The organism is Mycolicibacillus koreensis, assembly GCF_002104795.1.
GTDB classification, from domain to species: domain Bacteria; phylum Actinomycetota; class Actinomycetes; order Mycobacteriales; family Mycobacteriaceae; genus Mycobacterium; species Mycobacterium koreense.
The window spans coordinates 47,017-69,127 of the sequence record NZ_NCXO01000015.1; the positions used below are offsets into that span (position 1 = coordinate 47,017).

At 69.0% G+C, this 22,111-nt stretch carries 22 protein-coding genes and 2 pseudogenes; 14 read left to right on the forward strand and 10 right to left on the reverse strand.

Annotation, left to right across the window (positions count from 1 at the left end; translation table 11 throughout):
• Positions 1–134 precede the first annotated feature (134 nt).
• The 6 genes from B8W67_RS20825 to cobF form a co-directional block, all read right to left on the reverse strand.
• Positions 135–308: a hypothetical protein gene (locus B8W67_RS20825; RefSeq protein ID WP_163797292.1), complete on the reverse strand. Its 174-nt coding sequence runs from the start codon at positions 306–308 to the stop codon at positions 135–137.
• A gap of 117 nt (positions 309–425) precedes the next feature.
• Positions 426–1,175, reverse strand: a complete 750-nt coding sequence (locus B8W67_RS08860; protein ID WP_085303525.1) for an SDR family oxidoreductase — start codon at positions 1,173–1,175, stop codon at positions 426–428.
• 55 nt (positions 1,176–1,230) lie between these two features.
• Positions 1,231–2,094: an Fpg/Nei family DNA glycosylase gene (locus B8W67_RS08865; protein WP_069391356.1), complete on the reverse strand. Its 864-nt coding sequence runs from the start codon at positions 2,092–2,094 to the stop codon at positions 1,231–1,233.
• Positions 2,087–2,764, reverse strand: a complete 678-nt coding sequence (locus B8W67_RS08870; RefSeq protein ID WP_085303526.1) for a phosphatase PAP2 family protein — start codon at positions 2,762–2,764, stop codon at positions 2,087–2,089. The genes B8W67_RS08865 and B8W67_RS08870 overlap by 8 nt, the downstream gene beginning before the upstream one ends.
• Positions 2,761–3,159 carry a phage holin family protein gene (locus B8W67_RS08875; RefSeq protein ID WP_069391447.1) on the reverse strand — a complete coding sequence of 133 codons (399 nt, stop codon included), beginning with the start codon at positions 3,157–3,159 and terminating at the stop codon, positions 2,761–2,763. The genes B8W67_RS08870 and B8W67_RS08875 overlap by 4 nt, the downstream gene beginning before the upstream one ends.
• A gap of 8 nt (positions 3,160–3,167) precedes the next feature.
• On the reverse strand, positions 3,168–3,953 hold the full coding sequence (gene cobF / locus B8W67_RS08880) for a precorrin-6A synthase (deacetylating) (protein ID WP_085303527.1): 786 nt from the start codon (positions 3,951–3,953) through the stop codon (positions 3,168–3,170).
• Between the two features lie 131 nt (positions 3,954–4,084).
• On the opposite strand from cobF, the gene B8W67_RS08885 reads away from it, so the two are divergent.
• The 3 genes from B8W67_RS08885 to B8W67_RS20830 all read left to right on the forward strand — a co-directional run bounded on the left by B8W67_RS08885 (position 4,085) and on the right by B8W67_RS20830 (position 6,202).
• Positions 4,085–5,002, forward strand: a complete 918-nt coding sequence (locus B8W67_RS08885) for an AurF N-oxygenase family protein (protein ID WP_085303528.1) — start codon at positions 4,085–4,087, stop codon at positions 5,000–5,002.
• Positions 4,999–5,772 carry a DUF4873 domain-containing protein gene (locus B8W67_RS08890; protein ID WP_234806706.1) on the forward strand — a complete coding sequence of 258 codons (774 nt, stop codon included), beginning with the start codon at positions 4,999–5,001 and terminating at the stop codon, positions 5,770–5,772. Before B8W67_RS08885 ends, B8W67_RS08890 begins: the two co-directional genes overlap by 4 nt.
• Before the next feature lie 283 nt (positions 5,773–6,055).
• Positions 6,056–6,202, forward strand: coding sequence for a hypothetical protein (locus tag B8W67_RS20830; protein WP_163797290.1), 147 nt, complete (start codon positions 6,056–6,058; stop codon positions 6,200–6,202).
• Positions 6,203–6,204: 2 nt separating this feature from the next.
• On the opposite strand, the gene B8W67_RS08895 is transcribed toward B8W67_RS20830, so the two are convergent.
• Positions 6,205–8,151: a fumarylacetoacetate hydrolase family protein gene (locus B8W67_RS08895; RefSeq protein WP_085303529.1), complete on the reverse strand. Its 1,947-nt coding sequence runs from the start codon at positions 8,149–8,151 to the stop codon at positions 6,205–6,207.
• Positions 8,152–8,170: 19 nt separating this feature from the next.
• On the reverse strand, positions 8,171–10,414 hold the full coding sequence (locus B8W67_RS08900) for an ATP-dependent DNA ligase (RefSeq protein ID WP_085303530.1): 2,244 nt from the start codon (positions 10,412–10,414) through the stop codon (positions 8,171–8,173).
• Positions 10,415–10,474: 60 nt separating this feature from the next.
• Between B8W67_RS08900 and B8W67_RS08905 the strand changes: the two genes are divergently transcribed.
• From B8W67_RS08905 to B8W67_RS08925, 5 genes and pseudogenes are all read left to right on the forward strand, one after another.
• Entirely contained in the window at positions 10,475–11,401 is a 927-nt protein-coding gene (locus B8W67_RS08905; protein WP_085303531.1) for a carbohydrate kinase family protein, read from the forward strand.
• Positions 11,402–11,430: 29 nt separating this feature from the next.
• The gene (ku, locus tag B8W67_RS08910) at positions 11,431–12,324 is read left to right on the forward strand and encodes a non-homologous end joining protein Ku (RefSeq protein WP_085303532.1); all 894 of its coding nucleotides are present in this window, start codon (positions 11,431–11,433) and stop codon (positions 12,322–12,324) included.
• A 43-nt stretch (positions 12,325–12,367) separates the two neighbouring features.
• Positions 12,368–13,159 carry an SDR family oxidoreductase gene (locus B8W67_RS08915; RefSeq protein ID WP_085303534.1) on the forward strand — a complete coding sequence of 264 codons (792 nt, stop codon included), beginning with the start codon at positions 12,368–12,370 and terminating at the stop codon, positions 13,157–13,159.
• 94 nt (positions 13,160–13,253) lie between these two features.
• Entirely contained in the window at positions 13,254–14,480 is a 1,227-nt protein-coding gene (locus tag B8W67_RS08920) for an Nramp family divalent metal transporter (RefSeq protein ID WP_085303535.1), read from the forward strand.
• A gap of 1 nt (position 14,481) precedes the next feature.
• A pseudogene (locus B8W67_RS08925) lies at positions 14,482–14,901 on the forward strand (gamma-glutamylcyclotransferase family protein); the annotation flags it as partial.
• Between the two features lie 30 nt (positions 14,902–14,931).
• On the opposite strand, the gene B8W67_RS08930 reads toward B8W67_RS08925, so the two are convergent.
• Positions 14,932–15,354: a MarR family winged helix-turn-helix transcriptional regulator gene (locus tag B8W67_RS08930; protein WP_085303559.1), complete on the reverse strand. Its 423-nt coding sequence runs from the start codon at positions 15,352–15,354 to the stop codon at positions 14,932–14,934.
• A 274-nt stretch (positions 15,355–15,628) separates the two neighbouring features.
• Between B8W67_RS08930 and B8W67_RS20835 the strand changes: the two are divergent.
• The 5 genes and pseudogenes from B8W67_RS20835 to B8W67_RS08950 all read left to right on the forward strand — a co-directional run.
• Positions 15,629–15,862, forward strand: a pseudogene (locus B8W67_RS20835) (ribonucleotide-diphosphate reductase subunit beta); the annotation flags it as partial.
• Positions 15,863–16,156: 294 nt separating this feature from the next.
• Positions 16,157–16,750, forward strand: a complete 594-nt coding sequence (locus tag B8W67_RS21275; RefSeq protein ID WP_234806709.1) for a TetR/AcrR family transcriptional regulator — start codon at positions 16,157–16,159, stop codon at positions 16,748–16,750.
• A 93-nt stretch (positions 16,751–16,843) separates the two neighbouring features.
• Entirely contained in the window at positions 16,844–18,316 is a 1,473-nt protein-coding gene (locus tag B8W67_RS08940) for a cytochrome P450 (protein ID WP_085303539.1), read from the forward strand.
• Positions 18,317–18,412: 96 nt separating this feature from the next.
• Positions 18,413–19,279 carry a hypothetical protein gene (locus B8W67_RS08945; protein WP_133056085.1) on the forward strand — a complete coding sequence of 289 codons (867 nt, stop codon included), beginning with the start codon at positions 18,413–18,415 and terminating at the stop codon, positions 19,277–19,279.
• Positions 19,280–19,317: 38 nt separating this feature from the next.
• Positions 19,318–19,581, forward strand: coding sequence for a ferredoxin (locus tag B8W67_RS08950; RefSeq protein ID WP_085303542.1), 264 nt, complete (start codon positions 19,318–19,320; stop codon positions 19,579–19,581).
• A gap of 92 nt (positions 19,582–19,673) precedes the next feature.
• On the opposite strand, the gene B8W67_RS08955 is transcribed toward B8W67_RS08950, so the two are convergent.
• Positions 19,674–20,249, reverse strand: coding sequence for a TetR/AcrR family transcriptional regulator (locus B8W67_RS08955; RefSeq protein ID WP_275080284.1), 576 nt, complete (start codon positions 20,247–20,249; stop codon positions 19,674–19,676).
• 127 nt (positions 20,250–20,376) lie between these two features.
• Here B8W67_RS08955 and B8W67_RS08960 point away from each other — a divergent pair, with 127 nt between their 5' ends.
• Positions 20,377–22,110 (forward strand): phytoene desaturase family protein, encoded by a 1,734-nt coding sequence (locus B8W67_RS08960; protein ID WP_085303544.1) that lies wholly within the window; start codon positions 20,377–20,379, stop codon positions 22,108–22,110.
• Position 22,111 lies beyond the last annotated feature (1 nt).

The following is a 22,111-nucleotide window of genomic DNA, read 5'->3' on the forward strand; positions in this document are numbered from 1 at the left end:
GCTGCGGCGACGTCGCGCGGCTTGGGCGGCTGGGGCGCTTGGGCGGTGATGCCCGGCTGTGCGCTGGCGCCACGGTGAGCCGACGTCCGGTGGTCAGGGCGTTGTCCGGGGGTTCCCGGCGGCTGCGCTTTCGGTTAGGAGCCGCGCTTGCGCCAGGGTCGGTGCAGCCGACGGTCCAGAAATTCGGTGGCGGCCGAGAAGAACATCGACCGATGCGTCACCAGGGTGTCGCCGGGTGTGTCCAGCCATCGCACGATGTCACCTCCCAGCCCCAGGATGCTGTGCACCTCGCGGGCGACAGCGACCACGGAACGGTTAGGCTAACGCCGCTGACTGGGAATGCCGACCGTGCCAGCTTGACGTTTCCTGTCAAGTTCCTGTCAGTGGGGGGCGGTGCGGGGCCACCGGGTCAGGCGAACGGTGGGTCAGGCGAACGGCTTGGTCAGCCGGGGCGGCAGCACCCGGAGCAGCCGGACCAGCGGCGCCCACGGCCAGGTGGGCACGACCGCCCGTCCGCGTTCCCGTTCGATCGCGGCCACCATCGCGGCGACGCCGGTGTCGTTGTCGACCATCAGCAGCGTCGAGTTCGACTTGGCCGTCATCTCCGATTCGATGTAACCGGGCTCGATCACGGTGACGGCGATCGGACCACTGGGGTACTCCGCGCGCAGCGACTCCCCCAGCGAGGACACCCCGGCCTTGCTGGCGGCGTAGGCGGCCTTCACACCCGGCACGCCCTTGTTGGCCAGCACCGAGGAGATCAGCACCAGATGCCCGGAGCCGGCCTTTTTGAACATCTCCAGGGCGGTTTCGATCTGGATGAGCGCCGCGACCAGGTTGGTCTCCAGCGTGGCCTTGTTGGCCCACGGCTTGCCGTCGCCGAGGGTCCACCCTTTGCCGATGCCCGCGTTGACCACGACCCGGTCGATGCCCCCGAGTTCGTCGGCGAGCGCGGCGAACACCTTCGGCACCTGCTCGTGGTCGTTGACGTCGAGTTCGGCGACCGCCACCCGGATCCCGGGGTGGCTCTCGGTCAGCTCCGCCTTGAGCTCGTCGAGGCGGTCGAGGCGCCGCGCGCAGAGCGCAAGGTCGCGCCCCTTGGCCGCGAAGGCACGGGCCATACCGGCCCCCAGCCCCGAACTGGCACCGGTGATGAGGATTCGTCGACGCGTCACGCCGACAGGATAGCCCGACTCGACAACCGTCAAAAACCCGCCCGAGGGCGGTCGGTCATTTCAGCAGCCGCGACATCCGGCGGTCGGCGAGCACCCGCCCACCGGTCTGACAGGTGGCACAGTATTGGAACGATCGGTCGGCGTAGGCCACTTCCCGCACGGTGTCGCCGCAGACCGGGCACGGCAGCCCGGTGCGGCCGTGGACCCGCAGTCCGGAACGTTTCTCCCCCTTGAGGGTCGCGGCCTGCTGCCCGACCGACCGGGCCACCGCGTCGGTGAGCACCCCGGTCATCGCGGCGTGCAGAGCCTCGATGCTCCCGGCGGTCAGGGTGTTGGCGATCGCGAACGGGGAGAGCTTCGCGGTGTGCAGGATCTCGTCGCTGTAGGCGTTGCCGATCCCGGCGAGCACCCGCTGGTCGGTCAGGGTGGTCTTGAGCCGTCCGCTGTGGGCGCCGAGCACCGTCGCCAGATGGTCGGCGCTCACGGCGAGGGCGTCGGGGCCGAGGCCGGCGATGCCCGGCACCCGCTCGGGGTGGGCGACCACCCACACCGCCAGCCGCTTCTGGGTGCCGGCCTCGGTGAGATCGAACCCGGGCGCCGAGGACGGCGGCCCCAGATGGACCCGCAGCGCGATCGGACCCTTGCCCGGGCGCGGCGGCGCCGCCGCCAACCGGTCCGACCAGCGCAGCCAGCCCGCCCGCGCCAAATGAGCGATCAGATAGCCGTCCTCGACCTGCAGTCCGAGGAACTTGCCCCACCGCCGTGCGGCCAGCACCGCGCGGCCGGCCAGTGCCTGCGGGGCGGGATCGACGGTCTTGAGCGCGGAGAAGGCGACCACGTCGACGCGACCGACGGTGCGGCCGACCGCGTGGTGGCGCAGGAACTCGGCGAGGGCCTCGACCTCGGGCAACTCAGGCACAACATCCAGTCTGCCGGTCTCTGCTCACCCGGTATCCCCAGGCGCCGACCAGGACGGCCGCCGACCCCAGCAGCGCGCCGCCGACCACGTCGGTCAACCAGTGCACCCCCAGGTACAGCCGGCTGACCGCGATCGCGACGGTGGCCACCCCGATGACCGCGGTCAGCGCCGCGCCCACCGCCCGGCCGGCGTGACCGCCGACGACGACGGCGGCGAGGATCCCCATCAACGCGAGGCCGTAGGTGACGTGCCCGGACGGGAACGCCGGGCCGGTCTTGGCCACCAGATGCACCGCCGCCGGCGGCCGGGCCGCACCGACGAGATATTTCACGCCGAGACCGACCACTCCGGCACCGCCGCAGGTGGCGACGATAATCACCGCGACACGCACCGAGCGCCGCCACCACCCCAGCAGCGCGGCCGCCGTCAGGGCTGCGGTCGCCACCGCCAGGCGGCTGCTGACCTGCGACACCACCAGCATCGGCGGGGTCAGCCAGTCCCGACGCTGCGCGACGAACCAGTCCAGCACCCGGTGATCGATGCCGGTGCCGGCGCCGGCCCGATCGGCGAGCACCGCGACCACCGCCAGCGCGATCAACAGCGCGGTAGTGGCCGCGGCGGTGCGGGCGCCGCGGCGGCCCGATGTGGTGGTGATTTGCGCTCCGATCACCCGGCTGCGCGACCGACGTCCCGCACCACCAGCGACAACACCCAGCCGACCAGCGACAGCACGATCGCCGCCCAGATCGCCGTCGGCCAGAATTGCGTGATGCGCAGCCCCCAGTGGGTGGTGTGCTCGGTGATCCAGGCGGTGAGCATCAGCATCGCCGCGTTGATGACGATGTGGATCAGGCCCAGGGTCAGTATGTACAGCGGGATCGACAGGATCTGCACCACGGGTTTGACGAAGGCGTTGACCAACCCGAAGATCACCGCGACGACGAAGATGATCCCCACCCGTTCGACGGTGGTCTGCCCGCCGACGAAGTCCACCCCGCCGACCACCAGTGTCACCACCCACAACGCCAGTCCGGTCAGCGCGGCACGCAGCAGAAACGGCCCCATGGCCGCGATCATGCCACGGGCCGGTCCGGCGCGGGGCGCAACAGGTCCGGCGCGGGGCGCAGCAGGTAGGTGTCCATGATCCAGCCGTGACGGGCCCGGGCGGCCGCGCGGGTGGCGACGATCTTCTCCGCCACCGCGTCGACGGTGCCCGCCACCAGCACCTCGTCGTCGCTACCGAGATAGGCGCCCCACCAGATCCGGGTCTGCGGCGGGCATGCGGTGAACGCGCAGTCACCGTCGAGCATCACCACCGTGGTCCCGGTCAGTGCCTGTGGGTGCAGTTGCCGGCCGGTGGTGATCAGCACCGGGCGTCCGACGTCGTTGAGCGGGATGCGGTGTGCGGCGGTCAACGCCTGGATCGCGGTGATGCCCGGGATCACGTCGTAGCGCAGGGCGACCCGGTCGGCGACGGCGTCGAGGATGCGCAGCGTGCTGTCGTAGAGGGCGGGATCGCCCCAGGCCAGGACCGCGCCGATGCCGTCGGGAGGCAGTTCGGTGGTGATCGCCTCGGCCCACACCGCGGCCCGGGCGTCATGCCACTCGGCCACGGTCGTCCGGTAGTCGACGTCGGGAGCGGTGGCGGCGCGCACCGGGTCGGGCAGGGTCACGAACCGGTAGTCCGGATCGTCGATGAAGCGGTCGCAGATCCGCCGGCGCACCGCCACCAGGTCGGCGGTGCGCTCGCCCTTGTCCATCGCGAAGAACACGTCGGTGTCGTTGAGTGCTCGGATCGCCGCGACGGTGAGCTGATCGGGGTCGCCCACCCCGATGCCGATGACGTGGAGGGTGCGCACACCGGCAGCGTAGCCAAGGCCCCCTGCCCAGCCACCTATACCTTCCGGTATCCGGTACCGTAGGTATTGACTTATTCGGTTGTTGATCCTTAAATGTCGACTGACGCCACGGCAGCGAAGGGATTCCCGCCATGTCCACGACCGCTACGTCCACCACGCAGAAAACCGCCGCACGCACCCGCGACGAGGTCGCCGAACGCCTGCTGAAAGGCTCGGTGCGCAAGTCCTACGCCCCGGTGGTCGACATCGACTGGGACGCCCCGTTGGAGGACGGGAAGTTCTTTCTGCCGCCACGGATGTGCTCGCTGTACGGCACCCCGATGTGGGAGGCGATGAGCCGCGAGCAGCAGATCGAGATGTCGCGCCAGGAGCTGGTGAACCTGCTGTCGGCCGGGATCTGGTTTGAGAACATCCTCAACCAGGCGCTGCTGCGCGACATGATGCACCAGAACCCCACCGCCGCGGCCACCCACTACAAGCTGACCGAACTGGGCGACGAGACCCGCCACATGCTGATGTTCGGCAAGGCCATCGACCGGATCGGGGGTGTGCCGGTGCGCCCGCGGCTGCACCAGCGGATCGTCATCAACACACTTCCGCTGCTGTTCCGCGGCAGCGTGCTGTGGGGGGCGGCCCTCGTCGGCGAGGAGATCTTCGACGCGCTGCAACGCCAGATCCTCGACGATCCGGACCTGCAGCCGATCGTGGCCAGGCTGATGCGTATCCACGTCACCGAAGAGGCCCGTCACATCCAGTTCGCCCGCGACGGTCTGCGCAAGCAGGTCCCGGCGATGCCGCGGTACCGCCGGGCCTACCTGGCGAACCTGCAGGGTGTCGGCGGGCCGTTCTACCGTTACCTGTTCACGATGCCGCTGGTGTACCGCCGCGTCGGACTCGACGGCCGGGCCGCCCGCCGCCAAGCCCGGGCCAACCCGCACTTCCGGGCCGCCTGCCGCTCGGCGTTCGCACCGCTGGCGGCGTTCTTCGAGGAGGTCGGGTTGATGGGTCGACTGGCGCGGCGCAGCTGGCGTCGGGCCGGGTTCCTGTGAGCACCACGGCGGCTCCCGGGCCCGCCGGCACCCCCGACACCATGGTCAGCGCCATGCCGCCGGTGGCCACCGTCACCGTCGTCGGCGACCCGGATCGCCTGCACGGCCTGATCACCGTCGACCACGTCGCCCCCGCCGGCGCGCACACACGCTTCGACAGCGCCACCGACACGTGGACGGTCGGCACCGACGGCGACGACACGGCGGCCTCGCACCGCACCCGGCTGGTGATCGACACCACCCCCGCCGGTGAGGACCTCGTCGCCGTCCACGGCATCCCCAACTATTTCCGGGTGCCGGGTCCGCACACCCGTCGACAGGCCGCCTATGTGGCACGGCTGGTCGCCGCGGTGCGCGCCGGCGGCGCCGAGCGCATCGAGGCGCGCTCGCGGGTGCGGGTGCACCGACGCCTGCCCACCCGCGGGGTGTCGCGCTTCTACGTCAGCGGTGCCTCCGACAGCGACGAGGACCTCTACGACGGTCCCGCGGTGGTGACCCACGACGGCACCGAGCAGACCAGCCGGATCCGGCTGACGGGGCATTTCGATCCGATCGACGGTCAGTACCACTGGCAGGGCATGCTCTACGGAGAACTCACCGGCCCCAAGGTGACCGGCTCACAGGTGGCGATCCGTATCGGCGCCCACCGCGCCGACGCCCGGGTCACCGAGCGCACACCGTGGGGAACGCTGTCGGTGGTCGGCGTCGCCGGGTATCCGCCGTTCCCGCTCGACGACGTCGAGGTCACGCTCCCGCCTCGGTTGGGTTAACAACAACCCAACTCCGACGCCCGGTGTGAGCGACGTCATCGTCGGTGCTCACCGCGGTCTCCCCCGACCCGACCCTCGCCACCTGCGCATATCACGACGCGAGGTGACAGGTGGGCGAAAAACACCACGGTGTAAGCAAGCTCACCGCCTCGGGCACCGCCACCGGGAAACCTCTGCGCCGACAATAGCGTTGTACGCATGGGTTTTCGGTGAGCTGTCGAGAAGGCACGGCACCGGACCCACAGACACGACGAGTATTCGGGATAGCCGGAGGAGGTGCGCCATGGATACCAGGACTTGCTTACGGGCCAGCCGCGAGACCGATCTTCGCGACTACAAGCGCGCGGTTCGCCAACTGCGCCTCGCCGCGGCCGGTCACGGTCAGAGCGAAGAGCACCTGCGCCGCATCCGCGCCGCCACACGCTGCTGATGTCAGCGGCGGGCGCGGGTGCGCGTGGCGAGCCACTCTGCCTGCAGTCTCATCAGTCGCATCAGATCCAAAGTCGGCGTGGCATCGTCGAGTTCGCGGTAGCGCCGGTGAATGTTGGCCACGATCCGTTCGGCGTCAAGCCAGTCCGCGAACCCACCCAGATCGATCCGGTCGGCGGTTTCGGTGAACGACCACCCCCGCCGATGCCCCTCATCGGCACAGGCAACGACGAACCGTAGGTAATCACCGACCGCCGCGATCGCTTCCGGTCCGCAGACCGGCCCGTGGCCCGGAACGATCGTCTGCGCCGACAACCCGATCATGGTGTCGCACGCGGCAATCCAGTTGTCGATCGGCCCCGCCCACACGATCGGGGTGCAGCCGACAAACAGCAGATCGCCGGCGAACAGCACCCCGGCGTCGGGGACGTGGACCACCGAATCCGCGGCGGTGTGCGCCGGACCGAGGTTGAGCACGGTGACCGTGCGCCCACCGATCTCGATGTCGAACCGATCATCGAAGGTGGTGTCGGCGTTGCGCACCGTGATACCGCTGAAATCGAAGTGTTCGAATCGATCTCGCGCATATCGGGTGGCGACCGGACCCAGATCGGCCACCTGGGTCCTCGCCAGCATCGCCGGTTCGGGTCCGTTGTCGATCTCCGCGGCGGTGGCCGACGCGGCGACGATGCGCACCGCGCCGTCGAGGAGTTGGGTGCCGTTGACGTGATCACCGTTGGCGTGAGTCAACACCGCGTGGCTGATCGGCGCGTGTCGGGTGATCGCCCCCATGGCGTCCAACATCTCTCGAGTCAACGGCAGGTCGAACAACGTATCGACCAACAGCGACTCCCCGTCACCTGCTACCAACCCGGCGTTACTCCACCCGAATCCGCCGTCGGGCAGGGTCCAAGCCCATACCCGATCGCCCACCGTGTGCAGACCGCGGCGGTAAGGCACCTGTGCCGGTGCAGGATTCGGCCGCTGCGACGGCGCGTCGTCGGGGCGTGGCCGCACCGCGAGCCGCTGCGGCGGCGGAGTCGCCCGCACCCGCTGCCGGGTCTGCCCCAGTCCCTGCACCCGCAACGTCACCACGTCGCCGTCGCGCAGCCACCCCGGGAAGGCCTGGGGGTCGTCCGGATCCAGATGTTCCAGCAAGGTGCAGGTCGGCACCGTGCCCGAGCCGATCACGTCGCCGGGCACCAGGGTGACACCGCGGGAAAGGTAGGAGATGACTTCTGCGAACGTCCAATCCATCGATCCGGTCGACCCCGAACCGATCTCGACGTCGTTGACCGCGGCGCTCACCGCCAGTGCCAGCTTGCCGTCGGTGCGGTAGTCGCCGAGCTCGTCGGGGGTGACCAGATAGGGCCCCAGGGTCACTCCGCTGTCTTTTCCTTTGCCCTGGCCGATGCCGAGTTGACCCTCCAATTGCTGCAGGTCGCGCGCCGACCAGTCATTGAAGATGGTGTAGCCGATGATCGCCTCCTCGGCCTGCTCGACGCTGAGATCGGAGCCGGTGACGCCGATGACCGCCGCGATCTCCAATTCGAAGTCCTGCCAGGCGCTTCCCGGGGCCATCGGCGCGTCGTCGAAGGGCCCCAGCACGGTCGTGGGGCAGGCGAAGTAGAACGCCGGCACCCGGTACCAGGTGTCGGCGAGGTCGCGTCCCCGACCGAGCGCGGCCTGACAGTTCCGCATGTGCTCGAGGAAGCACAGCGTGTCGCGGATCGACGGCGGACGCGGCAGCGGAGCCCGCAGCGCGGCACCGTTCAATGGCGTGATCGCCGCCGGGGAACGCAGCGCCTCCTGCCCGGCCGCCCGGAGCCCGTCGGCACCGCGCCCCACCAGTTCCAGCAACGTCACCCCCGGCGTGACCGCGTGGATCTGCCCGTCGTGCACCACACCGGTGCGCTCCAGGCCGCCGTCGGTGTAGGTCACCCACTTCATCGCGCCTCCCTGTCTCGTGTCACCACTCCGCGACCACCTGCCCGGGGCTCTTGTCGGGCCGCAGGCCCCGCCAGCTTGAATGGCGCAGCCGCCCGTCGGCGGTGCGCTCGGCAAATCGCACCTCGCCGACCAACTCCGGGCGAACGAACGTCACCCCGCGGCTGTCGCGGGTGCTGAGCCGGTCGGCGAACGGCGAGACGTCGGTGCGCAGCGGCGTGAGCGCCTTCGCCAACTCGGCCAGGGCACGCTCGGTGAATCCGGTGCCGACCTTGCCGACGAACACCAAACCTGTGGCCCCCGCATCTGCCGGCACCCCCATCAGCAGCGAGCCGATCCCGCCGGGGCGCTCACCGTGGCGCCACCCGCCGATGACGACCTCCTGGGTGCGCCACAGCTTGTCCTTGACCCACAGCGACGACCGCCGCCCGGGCTGATAGGTGCCCGACCAGCGTTTGGCGACGACCCCTTCCCAGCCGCGTTCACGGGCCGCCCCGAGTGCCGCGGCGCCGTCGCCGGGAAGCAGCGCCGGCACCGTCATCGCGGTGCCCGCGGCCAGCGTCTCCAACAGTTGGCGCCGATCGCGGTACCGCGCCCGCAGCAGTGAACGCCCGTCGAGGTGCAGCAGATCGAACGCCCAGAACTCGACGGCCTGCTCTGGTCCGCGGTTCTGCAGTGCGCCGAAACTCGGCACCCCACGCCGGTCGGTCACCACGACTTCGCCGTCGAGGACGACCCGGTGGCCGCCCACCTCGTCGGCCAGGTGCTGCAACTGCGGATACTCCGCGGTCACGTCACGTCCGCTGCGGGAACGCAACCGCACCGTGTCGGCGTCGGCGTACACCATCATCCGGTAGCCGTCCCACTTGCCGTCGAACGCCCAGCGGTCGCGCCGCAGCCCCTCGACCGACCCGGCGGCGGCCAGCATCGGCTCGAGATCAGTGAACGCGACCAGGCGTTGATCTTTCATGCGATGCGCCAGCCACTGGTCGCCGTCGGTGCGGATCAGCGCGTAGCGGCCGGTGACGCGGGTGCCGTGCAGGACCACGATGATCTCGTCGTCGGTGAATTTCTCGGTGTCGTAGCGTCCGGTGTCCCAGATGCTGACTGTGCCGGCCCCGTACTCGCCGGCGGGGATCGTTCCCTGGAACCGCGCGTACTCCAGCGGATGATCCTCGGTGCGCACCGCCAGGTGGTTGACCCCGGGATCGTCGGGAAGGTTCTTCGGGACCGCCCAGCTCAACAGCACACCGTCGCGCTCGAAACGGACGTCGTAGTGCAGTCGGCGGGCGTGATGCTCCTGGATGACGAACACGTCGTTGCCACCGGTGGTTGGGGCGCTCGCCGGTATCGGCTCGGAGGTCTTGGCGGCGTTACGTTTCCGCCGGTAGGTCTGCAGGCGGTCGGCGCCGCGGTGGGCGGTGACGGGGTCCAGTTCAGCCAGCAGGTCACCGTCGCGCGCCACCCGGTGCAGCACTTCGTCGTAGCGCAGTTGAGCCAGATCCGGCTCGTCGAGTTCCTCCCAGCGGCGCGGCGCGGCGACGGTGGGATGGTCCCGGCCACGCAGCGAGTACGGGGCGATGGTGGTCTTGGCGGCGTTGTTCTGGCTCCAGTCGACGAACACTTTTTCGGTCCGTGCGGCCTTGGCCATGGTCGCGGTGACCAGATCGGGCAGGTCGCGCTGCAATTGCTCGGCGATGTGGCGGGCCAGCGTCGAGGCCCCGGCGGAACTGACCGGACGCTGCAGCGGGGTGTAGAGGTGCACCCCCTTGCTGCCACTGGTCACCGGGTAGGCATCTAAGTCGATCTCGGCGAGCAACGCGCGGATGGCCCGCGCCACCTGCGTGATCTGCGCCATCGGCACTCCCTCGCCGGGGTCGAGGTCGAACACCAGCCGGGTCGCCGGTCCGGGATGTTCATCGACGAAACGCCATTGCGGCACATGGATCTCCAACGCGGCCTGCTGGGCGATCCACGCGACGGCGTCGATGTCGTCGATGATCGGGTAGCTGGTGGTTCCCGACTTGTGGGCGACTGAGCCGCGGTGCAGCCACTCCGGGGCGGAGGCGGCCAGATGTTTCTCGAAAAATGCGGGCGCGGTGACCCCGTCGGGCCAGCGCTTGCGGGTGGCGGGCCGACCGGCGGTGTGCGGCACGAGCACCGGAGCGATCTCGGTGTAATAGGCGAAGACGTCGCCTTTGGTGGTCCCGGTCGCCGGATACAACACCTTCTCGGCGTTGGTCAGGGTGACCGGCGAACGCGTCATGCTGCCAACGTACGTCGCCTGTCGTCCGCGCGGGCGCCGGTCGGCGGTACTGTCGGGCACATGGTGGCGGCGCTGGTGATCGGGGAGTCTCTGATCGACCGCGTCTACCGCGACGGTGAGCTTCTCGGGGAGGCGGTCGGCGGCAGTCCGCTCAACGTCGCCATCGGATTGAGCCGCTTGGGTCACGGCGTGGACTTCCTGACCCGTCTCGGCGATGACGCGGCCGGTCGGCGCATCATCGACCATCTTCAATCCTCCGGTGTGCGACTGGTGGTCGGCAGCGTCGGGGCGGCGCGCACGGCCAGCGCCCGGGCCGATCTCGGCACCGGCGGCGCCGTCGACTACCGCTTCGATCTGAGCTGGGAGTTGACCGGCACACCGGAGGTGCCGCCGCCGCAGGTGGTGCACACCGGTTCGATCGCCGCGGTCCGCGATCCGGGCTGCCTGGCGGTGGCCGCGCTGGTCGACACCTATCGACTGTCGGCCACGGTGAGCCTGGATCCGAATGTGCGCCCGGAATTCATCGCCGACGCCGGATCGGCTCGAGAGCGCCTCATCCGACTGGTGGAGCGCGCCGACCTGGTCAAGGTGAGCACCGAGGACCTGCGCTGGATCGCACCGGATCGTGCACCCGACGACGTCGCCGCGTCCTGGCTGGCGCGTGGGCCGGCGGCGGTGGTCCTCACCGACGGCGCACGCGGCGCCGTCGGGTTCTGCGCAGCGGGGCGCGCCACGGTGAGCGCACCGCCGGTACCGGTGCTCGACACCGTCGGGGCCGGGGATGCGTTCACCGTCGGGTTCCTCGACGCGCTGGCGGCCGCCGGGTTGCTCGGCGGGGACCGGCGGGCGGCGCTGCGGCGTATCGGCCTCGCCACCTTGGCCGCGGCATTGCGCGGCGGGGCACGCTGTGCGGCGGTGACCGTGGGGCGCCGAGGCGCCGATCTGCCCGACCGCCGCGCTCTGGCCGGCGCGCCGGAACCGGAGTAGAGCGGGCCCGGCGCGGGCATACTGGCCGTATGCGGGCCATCTGGAAGGGATCGATCGCGTTCGGGTTGGTGAACGTGCCGGTCAAGCTCTACGCGGCGACCGAGGACCACGACATCAAATTTCACCAGGTCCACGCCAAGGACCACGGCCGGATTCGCTACCAGCGGGTGTGCGACGTCTGCGGTGAGGCGGTCGAATACCGCGACATCGCCCGCGCCTACGAATCCGACGACGGGGCGATGGTGGTCATCACCGACGATGACCTGGCCACGATGCCCGAGGAAGCCGACCGCGAGATCGCCGTCGCCGAGTTCATCTCGGCCGAGGATCTCGATCCGTTGCTCTATGACCGCAGCTATTTCTTGGAACCTGACGCGAAATCGACGAAATCGTATGTGCTGCTGGCGCAGACACTCGCCGGTAGCGACCGGGTGGCGATCGTGCATTTCGCTTTGCGCAACAAGACCCGCCTGGCGGCGTTGCGGGTGAAGGACTTCTCCAAGAGGTCGGTGATGGTGTTGCACACGCTGCGCTGGCCCGATGAGATCCGCGATCCGGATTTCCCGGTGCTCGACAAGAAGGTCGAGATCAAACCGGCCGAACTGAAAATGGCCGGCCAGCTGGTCGAGTCGATGGCCGACGAGTTCCATCCCGAGCACTACCGTGACGACTATCAGGAGCAGTTGCGCGAGTTGATCGCCGCGAAACTGCAGGGCGGCGAAGCGTTTACCGCCACCGAGCGTCCCACCGAACTGGACGAGAGCGAGGACGTCTCCGATCTGCTCGCCAAGCTGGAGGCCAGCGTGAAATCCCGCTCCGGTAAATCCACGGCCTCCACGACATCGAAAACCACCAGGTCCCCGGCCAAGCCGCGGGCCAAGTCTGCAGCTAAGACTCCAGCTAAGTCCCCGACTAAGTCCTGACTAAGTCCTGACGATGCGCCGGCACGGTTGTTAGGTTGGCCCGATGATTCTGGATAGTTTCCGCCTCGACGGTCAGGCGGCGGTGGTCACCGGGGCCGGACGCGGGCTGGGAGCGGCCATCGCGGTGGCCTTCGCCGAAGCCGGTGCCGACGTGGTGATCGCCGCGCGCACCCGCCACCAACTCGACTCGGTCGCCGACCAGATCCGCGGCGCGGGGCGCCGCGCTCACGTCGTCGCCGCGGATCTGGCCGACCCCGACGACGCCGGCGCACTCGCCGACCACGCCGTCGCACAGTTCGGCCGGCTCGACGTCGTGGTCAACAACGTCGGCGGCGCCATGCCCGCACCGCTGCTGTCGACGTCGACGGCCGCACTGGCGGACGCATTCGCGTTCAACGTGCTCACCGCGCACGCGCTGACCACCGCGGCGGTCCCGCTGATGCTGGCCCACAGCGGGGGCGGCGCGATCATCAACATCAGTTCCGCGGTGGGCCGACTGGCCGGGCGCGGTTTCGCGGCCTACGGCACCGCCAAGGCGGCGTTGGCCCACTACACCCGGCTGACCGCCCGCGACCTGTCCCCGCGCGTGCGGGTCAATGCGATCGCGCCGGGGGCGATCCTCACCTCCGCGCTGGACGCGGTGGCCGCCAACGACGACCTGCGTCACGCCCTGGAGCAGGCCACCCCGTTGCGCCGACTCGGCGAGCCGACCGACGTCGCCGCGGCCGCGGTGTATCTGGCCTCGGCGGCCGGCGGTTATCTCACCGGCACGGCGCTCGAGGTCGACGGCGGGCTGGTGGCACCGAACATGGAGTTGCCGGTCCCCGACCTGTGAGCGCCACCGCGACGGTGGGCCGCCCACCGACCCCGCTGAACTTTCGCATACCCTAACTTTTTTGTTTGCACGGCGAGAGCGAAGGTGGGGTGCGGTGGCTCAGCAGACCGTCGCGCCGGTGCGACCCGGGTGGTATCTGCTCGGTCCGGCGTTCGTCGCCGCGATCGCCTACGTCGACCCGGGCAACGTCGCGGCCAATGTCAGCGCCGGAGCGCAGTTCGGGTTCCTGCTGCTGTGGGTGATCGTCGTGGCCAACGTGATGGCCGGACTGGTGCAGTATCTGTCGGCCAAACTCGGCTTGGTCACCGGTCGGACCCTGCCCGAAGCGGTCGCCGACCACAGCACCCGCGCCACCCGGATCGGCTACTGGCTGCAGGCCGAGCTGGTGGCGATGGCCACCGACCTGGCCGAAGTGGTCGGCGGCGCAATCGCCCTTCAGTTGCTGTTCGGTCTGCCGCTGCTGATCGGAGGCATCGTCACCGGAGCGGTGTCGCTGCTTCTGCTGGCGGTGCAGGACCGGCGCGGCCAGCGGACATTCGAGCTGGTCATCGGCGGTCTGCTGTTGATCATCGCGATCGGGTTCCTCTCCAGCCTGGTGGTCGAACCACCCCCGCCGGGCGAGCTCGCCGCCGGGCTGGTTCCCGCCTTCGACGGGGCCGAGAGCGTGCTGCTGGCCGCGGCGATCCTCGGTGCCACCGTCATGCCCCATGTGGTGTACCTGCACTCCGGGCTCAGCCGGGACCGCCACGGTCAGCCCGCCGCCGGCCCGCAACGACGTCGACTGCTGCGGATCACCCGATGGGACGTGGCCTTGGCGATGCTGGTGGCCGGCGCGGTCAACGCCGCGATGCTGATCGTGGCCGCAACCAACCTGGCCGGACGCAGCGACACCGAGTCGATCGAAGGCGCGCACGCCGCGGTGCGCGATGCGCTGGGCCCGACCGTCGCCCTGTTCTTCGCCATCGGCCTGCTCGCCTCCGGGCTCGCATCGACGTCGGTCGGCGCCTACGCCGGGGCGATGGTGATGCAGGGCCTGCTGCGCATCTCGGTGCCGCTGCTGACCCGCCGGCTCGTCACACTGATCCCCGCGCTGGTGGTCCTGGCGATCGGGGTCGACCCGAGCCGCGCCCTGGTGCTCAGCCAGGTCGTGCTCTCCTTCGGCATCCCGTTCGCGTTGATCCCGGTGATCCGGCTGACCAGCAACCCCGCCCTGATGGGCGCCGACGTCAACCACCGGCTGACCTCGACGTTCGGTTGGCTGGTCACCGCGGTGGTTACCCTGCTCAACGTCATGCTGATCTACCTGACCGTGTGGGGCTAGGGTGAGCGGCCCGCCGCACCGCTACTTCGCCTACGGGTCCAACCTGTGTGTGCACCAGATGGCCCGGCGCTGCCCCGGCGCGTGCGCCCCGCGCCCAGCGCTGCTGGCCGACCACGACTGGCTGATCAACCAGCGCGGGGTGGCCACCGTCGCACCACGACCGGGACGGGCCGTCCACGGGGTGCTGTGGCAGCTCACCGACACCGATCTGGCCGCGTTGGACCGCGCCGAGAGCGTGCCCGCGCACTACCGCCGCGAACGGCTACCGGTGCACACCGACGCCGGGATCGTCGAGGCGTGGGTGTATCTCGACCACCGGGTGAACCCCGGCCCGCCACGCCCGGGATATCTGGAGCGGATCCTCGACGGCGCCCGCCACCACGGGCTGCCACCCGACTGGGTCACGTTCCTGCACGGGTGGCACGCCGGCGCAGACGGCTAGCCCCGCCGGTCAGGACTGGTCGGCCAGGTGGTCGCGGATCTGTCCGTAGGCGTGGCCGAACAGCTCCACGTCGCGAGCGCTGAGCAGATCGAACAGGTTCGCGCGCACCGCCGCCACATGCCCGGGTGCCGCGGCGCGCACCTTCTGCAGCCCCGCATCGGTGAGCTCGGCATACGAGCCGCGCTTGTCCTCGGTGCACTCGGCGCGCTGCACCCAGCCCAACCCGACCAGGCGCGCGACCGCGCGGGTGATGCCGCTGCGGGTGGTCGCCACACTGTCGGCGAGTTCACTCATCCGCAGCCGTCGCTGGGGCGCCTCGGACAACAGTGCCAGCACTTCGAAATCCGACAGCGAGATCCCGGCGTCGGCGCTGAGCTGGCGGTCCAAGGCGCGCAGCAACAACCGGGTGCTTTCCAGGTAGCTGCGCCACATCGTCTGCTCCGGCTCGCTGAGCCACGGCCCGGCGCTCACCGCCGCTGCCCGCTGCGCGCCGCATCACACCACATAGTTGTCAACGATAGCAGTTTTGCTGCGGGGAGGCCTCGACACACGGAGCGATCGGTACGGAGATCTCCGTGAACGCCACTAGTTTCCCTTTCCGGCGACAACGGGCCGGACCGAGATACGTACCGATGAGCCGTGTTGATCGCAATCACTTTCCGCGGTGCCGCCCGCCCATCCACGAACTTGATTACGGTGAGCCGAACTTTCGATGATCGCCGACGCGGCCACCCCGTACGAGGAAGCCGTGCTGACCAACATCGCGTTCATGGAATCGGTGCACGCGAAGATCGACAGCTCGATCTTCTCCACCCTGTGCTCGACCAAGGAGATCGACGCGGCGTTCGACTGGTCGGAGGCAAATCCCTACCTGCAGCGCAAGGCGCAGATCATCGTCGACTACTACCGCAGCGACGATCCGCTCAAACGCAAAGCAGCGCGCCGCCGAGAAGTCCGACTGGGGTTTCTGAATCCGGGACCGAACACCCCGTTCCCGTGCGGTCCCGGCGTGCGGCCTCCGTTCGCTGGTGCCGCGGCGCGCACCGATTTCCGCCCGGCCCCGTCACGGTCCTCAACGACGGGTCGCGCCCCGTCGCCCCCGGTCAGCGGCGGTCCCGAAACCCCATCGCCGCGCACGCCTTACCCACATCGGGTGGCTAGGATGTGGCGCGTGGGCACCCCCGACACCGATCGACCGCGTTTAGCCGAGCGGCAGCGCATCCAGCGCGCCGAAATGATCCGCGCGGAGATCATCGACGCGGCGCTCAGTGAGTTCGCCGAGCGCGGTTACCAGGAAACAACGATTGCCCACATCGGCCGACGACTCGGTTCGGCCCCGTCGATGGTCTATAACTATTTCGCCAACAAGCGCGACATTCTCGAGCAGGCAATCGAGGAAAGCTTGACCCCGGTCATGTCAGCGCTCGTCGAAGCGACGACGCAACTGCCCACCACCGTTGACGAGTTTCGTGACAGGGCCAACCGGCTCGGCGATCTGATCGTCGACCTGATCGCGCAAGAGCCCAGGCTGCCGCGGATGTTGCTGGCCGTAGCCGCGTTGAACGACCCCGACATGCGCGAGCGCTGGCTCGGTGCGTTCGCGATGATCAAGTCGGCGGTCGAAAGGTTCCTCGACGAGGGGGCATCGGCCGGTTACCTGCGCCCGGGCATCGACATCGACGCCACCGCACGGGTGATCATCGCTATCCCGTTCGGGATGTACGCCAGCGACCCGTCGCTCGGTCCCGGTACCCAGCACGACCGCGCCTTGGCCCGAGCAGCGGTCGACCTCGTCGTCAGGGGCATCTACGGCGAGACGTCGCGGTAGGCCGGCTTTCCTTGCCCACCGACCCCTAGCTGCATGAATGTCCATTCAGATACATGATTGACAATTCATATCCGTGTTATCATGCTCAGTCACATGTCAACAACACCCGGCACCGCAGCGCCGATCGTCGACTCGCCGACAGGCCGTGATCGGGACCCGTTCTGGCCAACCCGGAATCCGGTCGGCTTCGCCCGCGATCTGGTATCGACGCGGCGTCGGGTCGACGCGCCGCGCCCCCCCGGTCCGCGCGGGCGACCGTTTGTCGGGATGTTGCCGGAGTTCTCAGCGGATCCGTTCGGCCTGCTGCAGCACCTAGCCACCCGCTACGGTGATGTGTATCGACTGCCGCTACCGCTGTATGACGTGGTGGTCGTCAATCACCCCGATCTGGTGAGCCAGATTATGAACTGCCGCGAGGCCGAATACAGCATGATCGGTCCGTTCGGTTGGATTCGCGGGGTGCTGGGCGCCTCGATCCCGATGATGGAAGGTTCCCCGTTTCGGCGGCGGCGCAAGCTGTTGATGCCGATGTTCAGTGTGCGCCACCTATCGAAGATCGCCGGCACCGTCGCCGCGGAGTTCGGCGCACGCATCGCGCAGTGGGACCGCTACGCCGAGTCCGGTCAGCAGGTCGACCTCCAAGACCTCATCGCGGGTCTGACGTTGCCGGCATTCATGCGAGCGATGTTCTCCGCCGAACTCACCGACGCCGAAATCCACCAGATCGATGTCGACACCCGTGCCCTGATGCGAACCGTCGCGGCGGGAATGTTTCTCAGCCCCGTCCCGCGCCTGCTCCCTGGAGGCGACAATCCCTTCCAGGCCTATGCGCGGCTGCGAAAGTGGGTCGGCCGGCGAATCGATGAGAGGATCGCCGATCCAGAAACCTATGACGACCTGCTGCAGGTGATCATCGACGCCCGCTATGAGGACGGACAGCCGATCAGTCGCCGCGATGCCATCATGGAGACGATCATCCTGATCGGTGGCGGCTATGAAACGGTCGTCGCCTCGATGTCGTGGACCCTGTCGCTCCTGCAGCACAACCCCGAGGCCTACCGGCGGCTCTTAGCCGAAATCGATCAACTCGACGGGCAAACCCCGACCTACGATGACCTGTCCCGGCTGCAGTGGGCCAAGGCCTGTTTTGACGAGGGACAACGCCTGCAGGGACATCCTTTCCACCCGCGATTCGCCATGATCGACGACACCATCGGCGGGTACCGCGTTCGCCGCGGGAACCTGATCGGCGTGTCCATGTACGCCCTGCAACGCGATCCGCGTTGGTGGAGCCCCGATCCCGACACCTACGACCCGAACCGCTTCTACGACAAAGAGATCGTCAACGCGAGACCCAACCTGGCGTTCATCCCGTTCGGCGCCGGACCGCACCGCTGCATCGGCTCGGCGATGGCCTACATGAACGCCCAATTCCTGCTCACTCAGATTCACCAGCGATTCCGCATCCACGTCCCGGCCGGCTGGACTCCGCAGCACGCCTCGACCTTCTCGTGCACCGTCGAGGACGGAGTCCCCGCCACGCTGACCAAGGTATCCGGCGAATAGCGGTGGCGTGAAAGGCCGATGGACAAACCGCCCCAGGTTCCGCCCGCCATCCGCACCGCCAAGACTCGACTCATAACACGCTGAGAGGAATCGACTATGAACCATATTGCTGCACTGGGCAATCCTTTTCTACAGCCTCCCTACGACGCGGTCGCTCGGTATCCGCTCGTACCGCTGATCGGTCTGGCGGCGGGGGCTGTCGTTGCATTGGCCGCCGGGGTGGTCTACACCGCGCGGACCCGAAGCCCGTTGTTCATCTGGTGCGCGGTCGCCGGTGCCCTGCTCTACCCGTTCTTCGTCGAGCCCCTGGGGGACTGGTTCGTCGCGGTGTGGTTTCCGACGAACCATCCGGTCGTCACCACGATGTTCGGCCGAGCCGTGCCGTGGCTGGCGGTGTTTTTCTACCTGGGTGGCATTCCGGTCGCCGCGGTGGCCGCCTACCACATCGTCAAGCGGGGCCTGCCGGCCAAGTACCTGCTGGGCCTGATCGGCGTGATCGCCATCCTTGAAGTGCCTGGTGAAATGGTCGCCTCGCATTTCGACTGGATGATCTACTACGGCAACCACGCGCTGATCGCCGGTGTGCCCATCTACTGCCTTGTCCAAAACGCCGGGATGTTCGCGGTGGTGGCGTGGGTGCTCGGCTGGCTGATGCCCCACGTTCACGGATGGCGTTGGGTCCTTGTCCCGTTGGCGGTTGCCGCGGTGCTACCGGTCTATGCCGTGCTGGGCACCTTCCCGTCCTACATCGCCATCGCCGCACACGCGGGCCCGGCGGTGAGCTGGACCGCCGGGATCGTGTCCACCGCGCTGAACGCCGCCATCGCCATCGCCTGCATCTACTCGCCCACGCTGCGGAAATACCGGGAGGCCGCGGCGGCCCAGTCCCCGCAGGCCCCCACCGATCGGCACGCCCGAGGCCCTGTCGTACCGACGCCGGATCCCGGTGCCGCCCGTCGATAACCGGCACCCATCAGGATCGAAGCGAGAGCGCGACGTTTATGGACGACGAAACCGACGCCGGGGCCTACGAGGTCGTCATCGACCAGGACATCTGCATGGCCGCCGGTTACTGCTACCGATCTCATCCGCAGCTGTTCAGCGAGGGGGAGTACGGAATCGCCGAATTGATCGGCGGTGTGCCCCCCGGCTCCACCGGGCCCGGACCGGTCGCACTGGATGCCGGCGAACAGTTGGCGAACGCTCAGGAAGCCAGCCGGGTGTGCCCGTCCGGCGCGATCACGGTGCTGCCCCGCTCCGGCTGAGCCGAACGTCGCCGCTTGCCGGCGGCGATTGCCGGCGGCGATGACCGCGGAGCGCCGGGGCAGCCAGACGGTCATGGTTGCAGCCCTTCCGGTCAGCGGTCCGGTTGGGTGTGTTGGGCGACGAGGTCGGCAACCAGTTCTCCGGTGCGTTGCAGTGGGACCTCGGATTTGGTGGCCAGTGACATGATCACCGCGCCTTCGATCGCCGCGATGGTGGTGGTGGCCAACTGCGCAGCGGTGTCGGCGGGGACGTTGGCCGCTTCGAGCCGGACCGCCAGCAGCTGTTCCCAGTCGGTGAACACCTCGCCGGCGATATCGGCAGCGGCGGGGGCGTCGGCTCGACCCAGTGCCGCGGCGACGATGGGGCACCCGGCGTCGAAGTCGCTGCCGGTCAAGGTCTCCCTCCACAGGGCGACGAACGCCTCGACCGCCGTGACCGGATCGGTTTCGGCGGCGAAGCCGCGGATCACCTCCGAGATGGCCTGACCGGCGGATTTGGCGGCGGCAGCGATCAGTTCCGCTTTCCCACCGGGGAAGTTGAGATAGACCGAGCGGCGGGCGATCCCGCTGTGCTTGAGCAGTTCGGCGATGCCGGTTCCGGCCACGCCGTTGCGCTGCAGCAACGCAATGGCGCTTGCGATGAGCCGATCCCGTGCCGCCACTGTCATCACCCTCCTCGGTCCCCGCGACCGGTTGCGATATACCGATCAGTCTACTATCGTCGCCGGCAAGTAGAACATTCGGTATACCACGGCTGGTGTTTCCGCCAGACCGTGGTGAGGGAGAAGGTGGACCATGTCGACTGCGGGATGGGACGCCATCGTGGTCGGTTCCGGTTTGGGCGGGCTGTCGGCGGCCGCACACCTGGCCGCGACCGGGCAGCGCACGTTGGTGCTGGAGCGCTACGACGTGATCGGCGGCAGCTCGCACGTGTTCCGGCGTCGCGGCCGCTGGGAAGCCGACTGCGGAGTGCACTACATCGGCGACTGCGGCCCCGGCGGACAGCTGCCGACGCTGTTTCACGGGCTCGGCCTCGATGACCGGATCCAGTGGTTGCCGCTGGACTCCGGTGGATTCGACACCATCGTCGGCCCAGATCTGCACTTGCGGGTGCCGTTCGGCTGGGACGCCTACCTGGAGAACCTGCTGGCGACGTTCCCCGGTGAGGAGCGCGCCCTGCGCCGGTTCGTGGCGATCATGCGCCGCATCGGACACGGCATTGACCGCTCGGTGACGCCGTCGTCGCGGGCGGCGATGCTGCGTTACGCCCGGGACTGCGGCCCGGCCGCTCCGTGGCTGGCGACGCCCTACATCGCCGTGCTGGCCGCGTGTGGGCTCACACCGCGCACCATCATGGCGCTGTCGGTGCAATGCGGCGCCTTGGCCGGCATACCGCAGACCATGAGCACGGTGGCGATGGCCGGATTTCTGCAGAACTTTGTCGGCGGCGGCGCCTACTACCCCCGCGGCGGGGGGCAGATGCTGGCTGCGGCGTTCGCCGACGTCGTGCGCAGCCACGGCGGAGCCATCCGCACCCGCGCCGAGGTGGACCGCATCCTCGTCGAGTCCGGCCGGGTGAGCGGGGTGCGGCTCACCGACGGTGAGCAGATCGCCAGCCCAGTGGTGGTCTCCGACGCCGACATCATTCGCACCTACCGGGACCTGGTCGGCTATGCGCACCTGCCGTGGTCGCTGGCCGCGCGGGCCAAACGCTGGAAGATGTCGTGGCCGTTGATCAACGCGGTCTTCGGCGTCGAGATCGACGTGGCCGACACACCGAACTCCAACTTCTATGCCATCCCGAGCTGGCAGGACGCCGGCTCCTTGCTGCAGTTGCACCGCATGACCTCGCAACTTCTGTTCCGCGCGGATCGCCGCGACCCGCTCGACTGGGCCAGCGACTTCGCTCGCCGCCAGCCCGGGTTCGTGCAATGCTCCACCCGCCGCGACCTGCAACACACCCGCAGCGCCCCGCCGGGGCACGCCACCATCGAGGTACAGACCATCGCCCCTGCTGACCTCCGGCTGTGGGGCGCCGACGGCGCCGATGTCGCCAGCGGCGACTACCGCCGCCGCCGGCGCTACCAGCAGGTCAAAGAGATCGTCACCGACGGGCTGCTGCAGCGCATCGAGCAGGTGTATCCGGGCGCGGCCGGCAAGGTGGTGTGGAGCGAGCTGGGAACCCCGGCCACCCAGGAGCGGTTCACCCACACCAGCGCCGGCAACGCCTTCGGGCTGCAATCCCGCCCATCCCAATACGGCCCGTTCCGCCCGGGCACCACCACGCCTATCGCGGGGTTGTTCCTGGCCGGCACCAGCACGGCGTGGGGCCCGGGCACCGAAGGCGCCATGCTGTCGGGACTGCATGCCGCCAGCGCGATCACCGGCCGCGATCTGCAATCCGAGATCCGGGCCGGGGCGGTGCTGACCGACCGGACGCGGCTGAGCGACTGGCCGGCCGACTTCGACCCGCTGGCCGCCTCCCGCGGCCTGGGCCGCTCCGCAACGACACCGCCCGCCCCGCGATGAG

What these genes read in the sequence shown, in the direction of transcription:
- B8W67_RS21275 (WP_234806709.1), top strand. Translation starts at nt 16,157, where the DNA reads ATGATCCGCGCGGAGATCATCGACGCGGCGCTCAGTGAGTTCGCCGAG.
- B8W67_RS08930 (WP_085303559.1), bottom strand. Translation starts at nt 15,354, where the DNA reads ATGTGGCGCAGCTACCTGGAAAGCACCCGGTTGTTGCTGCGCGCCTTG.
- B8W67_RS08905 (WP_085303531.1), top strand. Translation starts at nt 10,475, where the DNA reads ATGGTGGCGGCGCTGGTGATCGGGGAGTCTCTGATCGACCGCGTCTAC.
- B8W67_RS08945 (WP_133056085.1), top strand. Translation starts at nt 18,413, where the DNA reads ATGAACCATATTGCTGCACTGGGCAATCCTTTTCTACAGCCTCCCTAC.
- B8W67_RS08915 (WP_085303534.1), top strand. Translation starts at nt 12,368, where the DNA reads ATGATTCTGGATAGTTTCCGCCTCGACGGTCAGGCGGCGGTGGTCACC.
- B8W67_RS08885 (WP_085303528.1), top strand. Translation starts at nt 4,085, where the DNA reads ATGTCCACGACCGCTACGTCCACCACGCAGAAAACCGCCGCACGCACC.
- B8W67_RS08955 (WP_275080284.1), bottom strand. Translation starts at nt 20,249, where the DNA reads ATGACAGTGGCGGCACGGGATCGGCTCATCGCAAGCGCCATTGCGTTG.
- B8W67_RS08875 (WP_069391447.1), bottom strand. Translation starts at nt 3,159, where the DNA reads ATGGGGCCGTTTCTGCTGCGTGCCGCGCTGACCGGACTGGCGTTGTGG.
- B8W67_RS08950 (WP_085303542.1), top strand. Translation starts at nt 19,318, where the DNA reads ATGGACGACGAAACCGACGCCGGGGCCTACGAGGTCGTCATCGACCAG.
- ku (WP_085303532.1), top strand. Translation starts at nt 11,431, where the DNA reads ATGCGGGCCATCTGGAAGGGATCGATCGCGTTCGGGTTGGTGAACGTG.
- B8W67_RS20830 (WP_163797290.1), top strand. Translation starts at nt 6,056, where the DNA reads ATGGATACCAGGACTTGCTTACGGGCCAGCCGCGAGACCGATCTTCGC.
- B8W67_RS08900 (WP_085303530.1), bottom strand. Translation starts at nt 10,414, where the DNA reads ATGACGCGTTCGCCGGTCACCCTGACCAACGCCGAGAAGGTGTTGTAT.
- B8W67_RS08940 (WP_085303539.1), top strand. Translation starts at nt 16,844, where the DNA reads ATGTCAACAACACCCGGCACCGCAGCGCCGATCGTCGACTCGCCGACA.
- B8W67_RS08960 (WP_085303544.1), top strand. Translation starts at nt 20,377, where the DNA reads ATGTCGACTGCGGGATGGGACGCCATCGTGGTCGGTTCCGGTTTGGGC.
- B8W67_RS08895 (WP_085303529.1), bottom strand. Translation starts at nt 8,151, where the DNA reads ATGAAGTGGGTGACCTACACCGACGGCGGCCTGGAGCGCACCGGTGTG.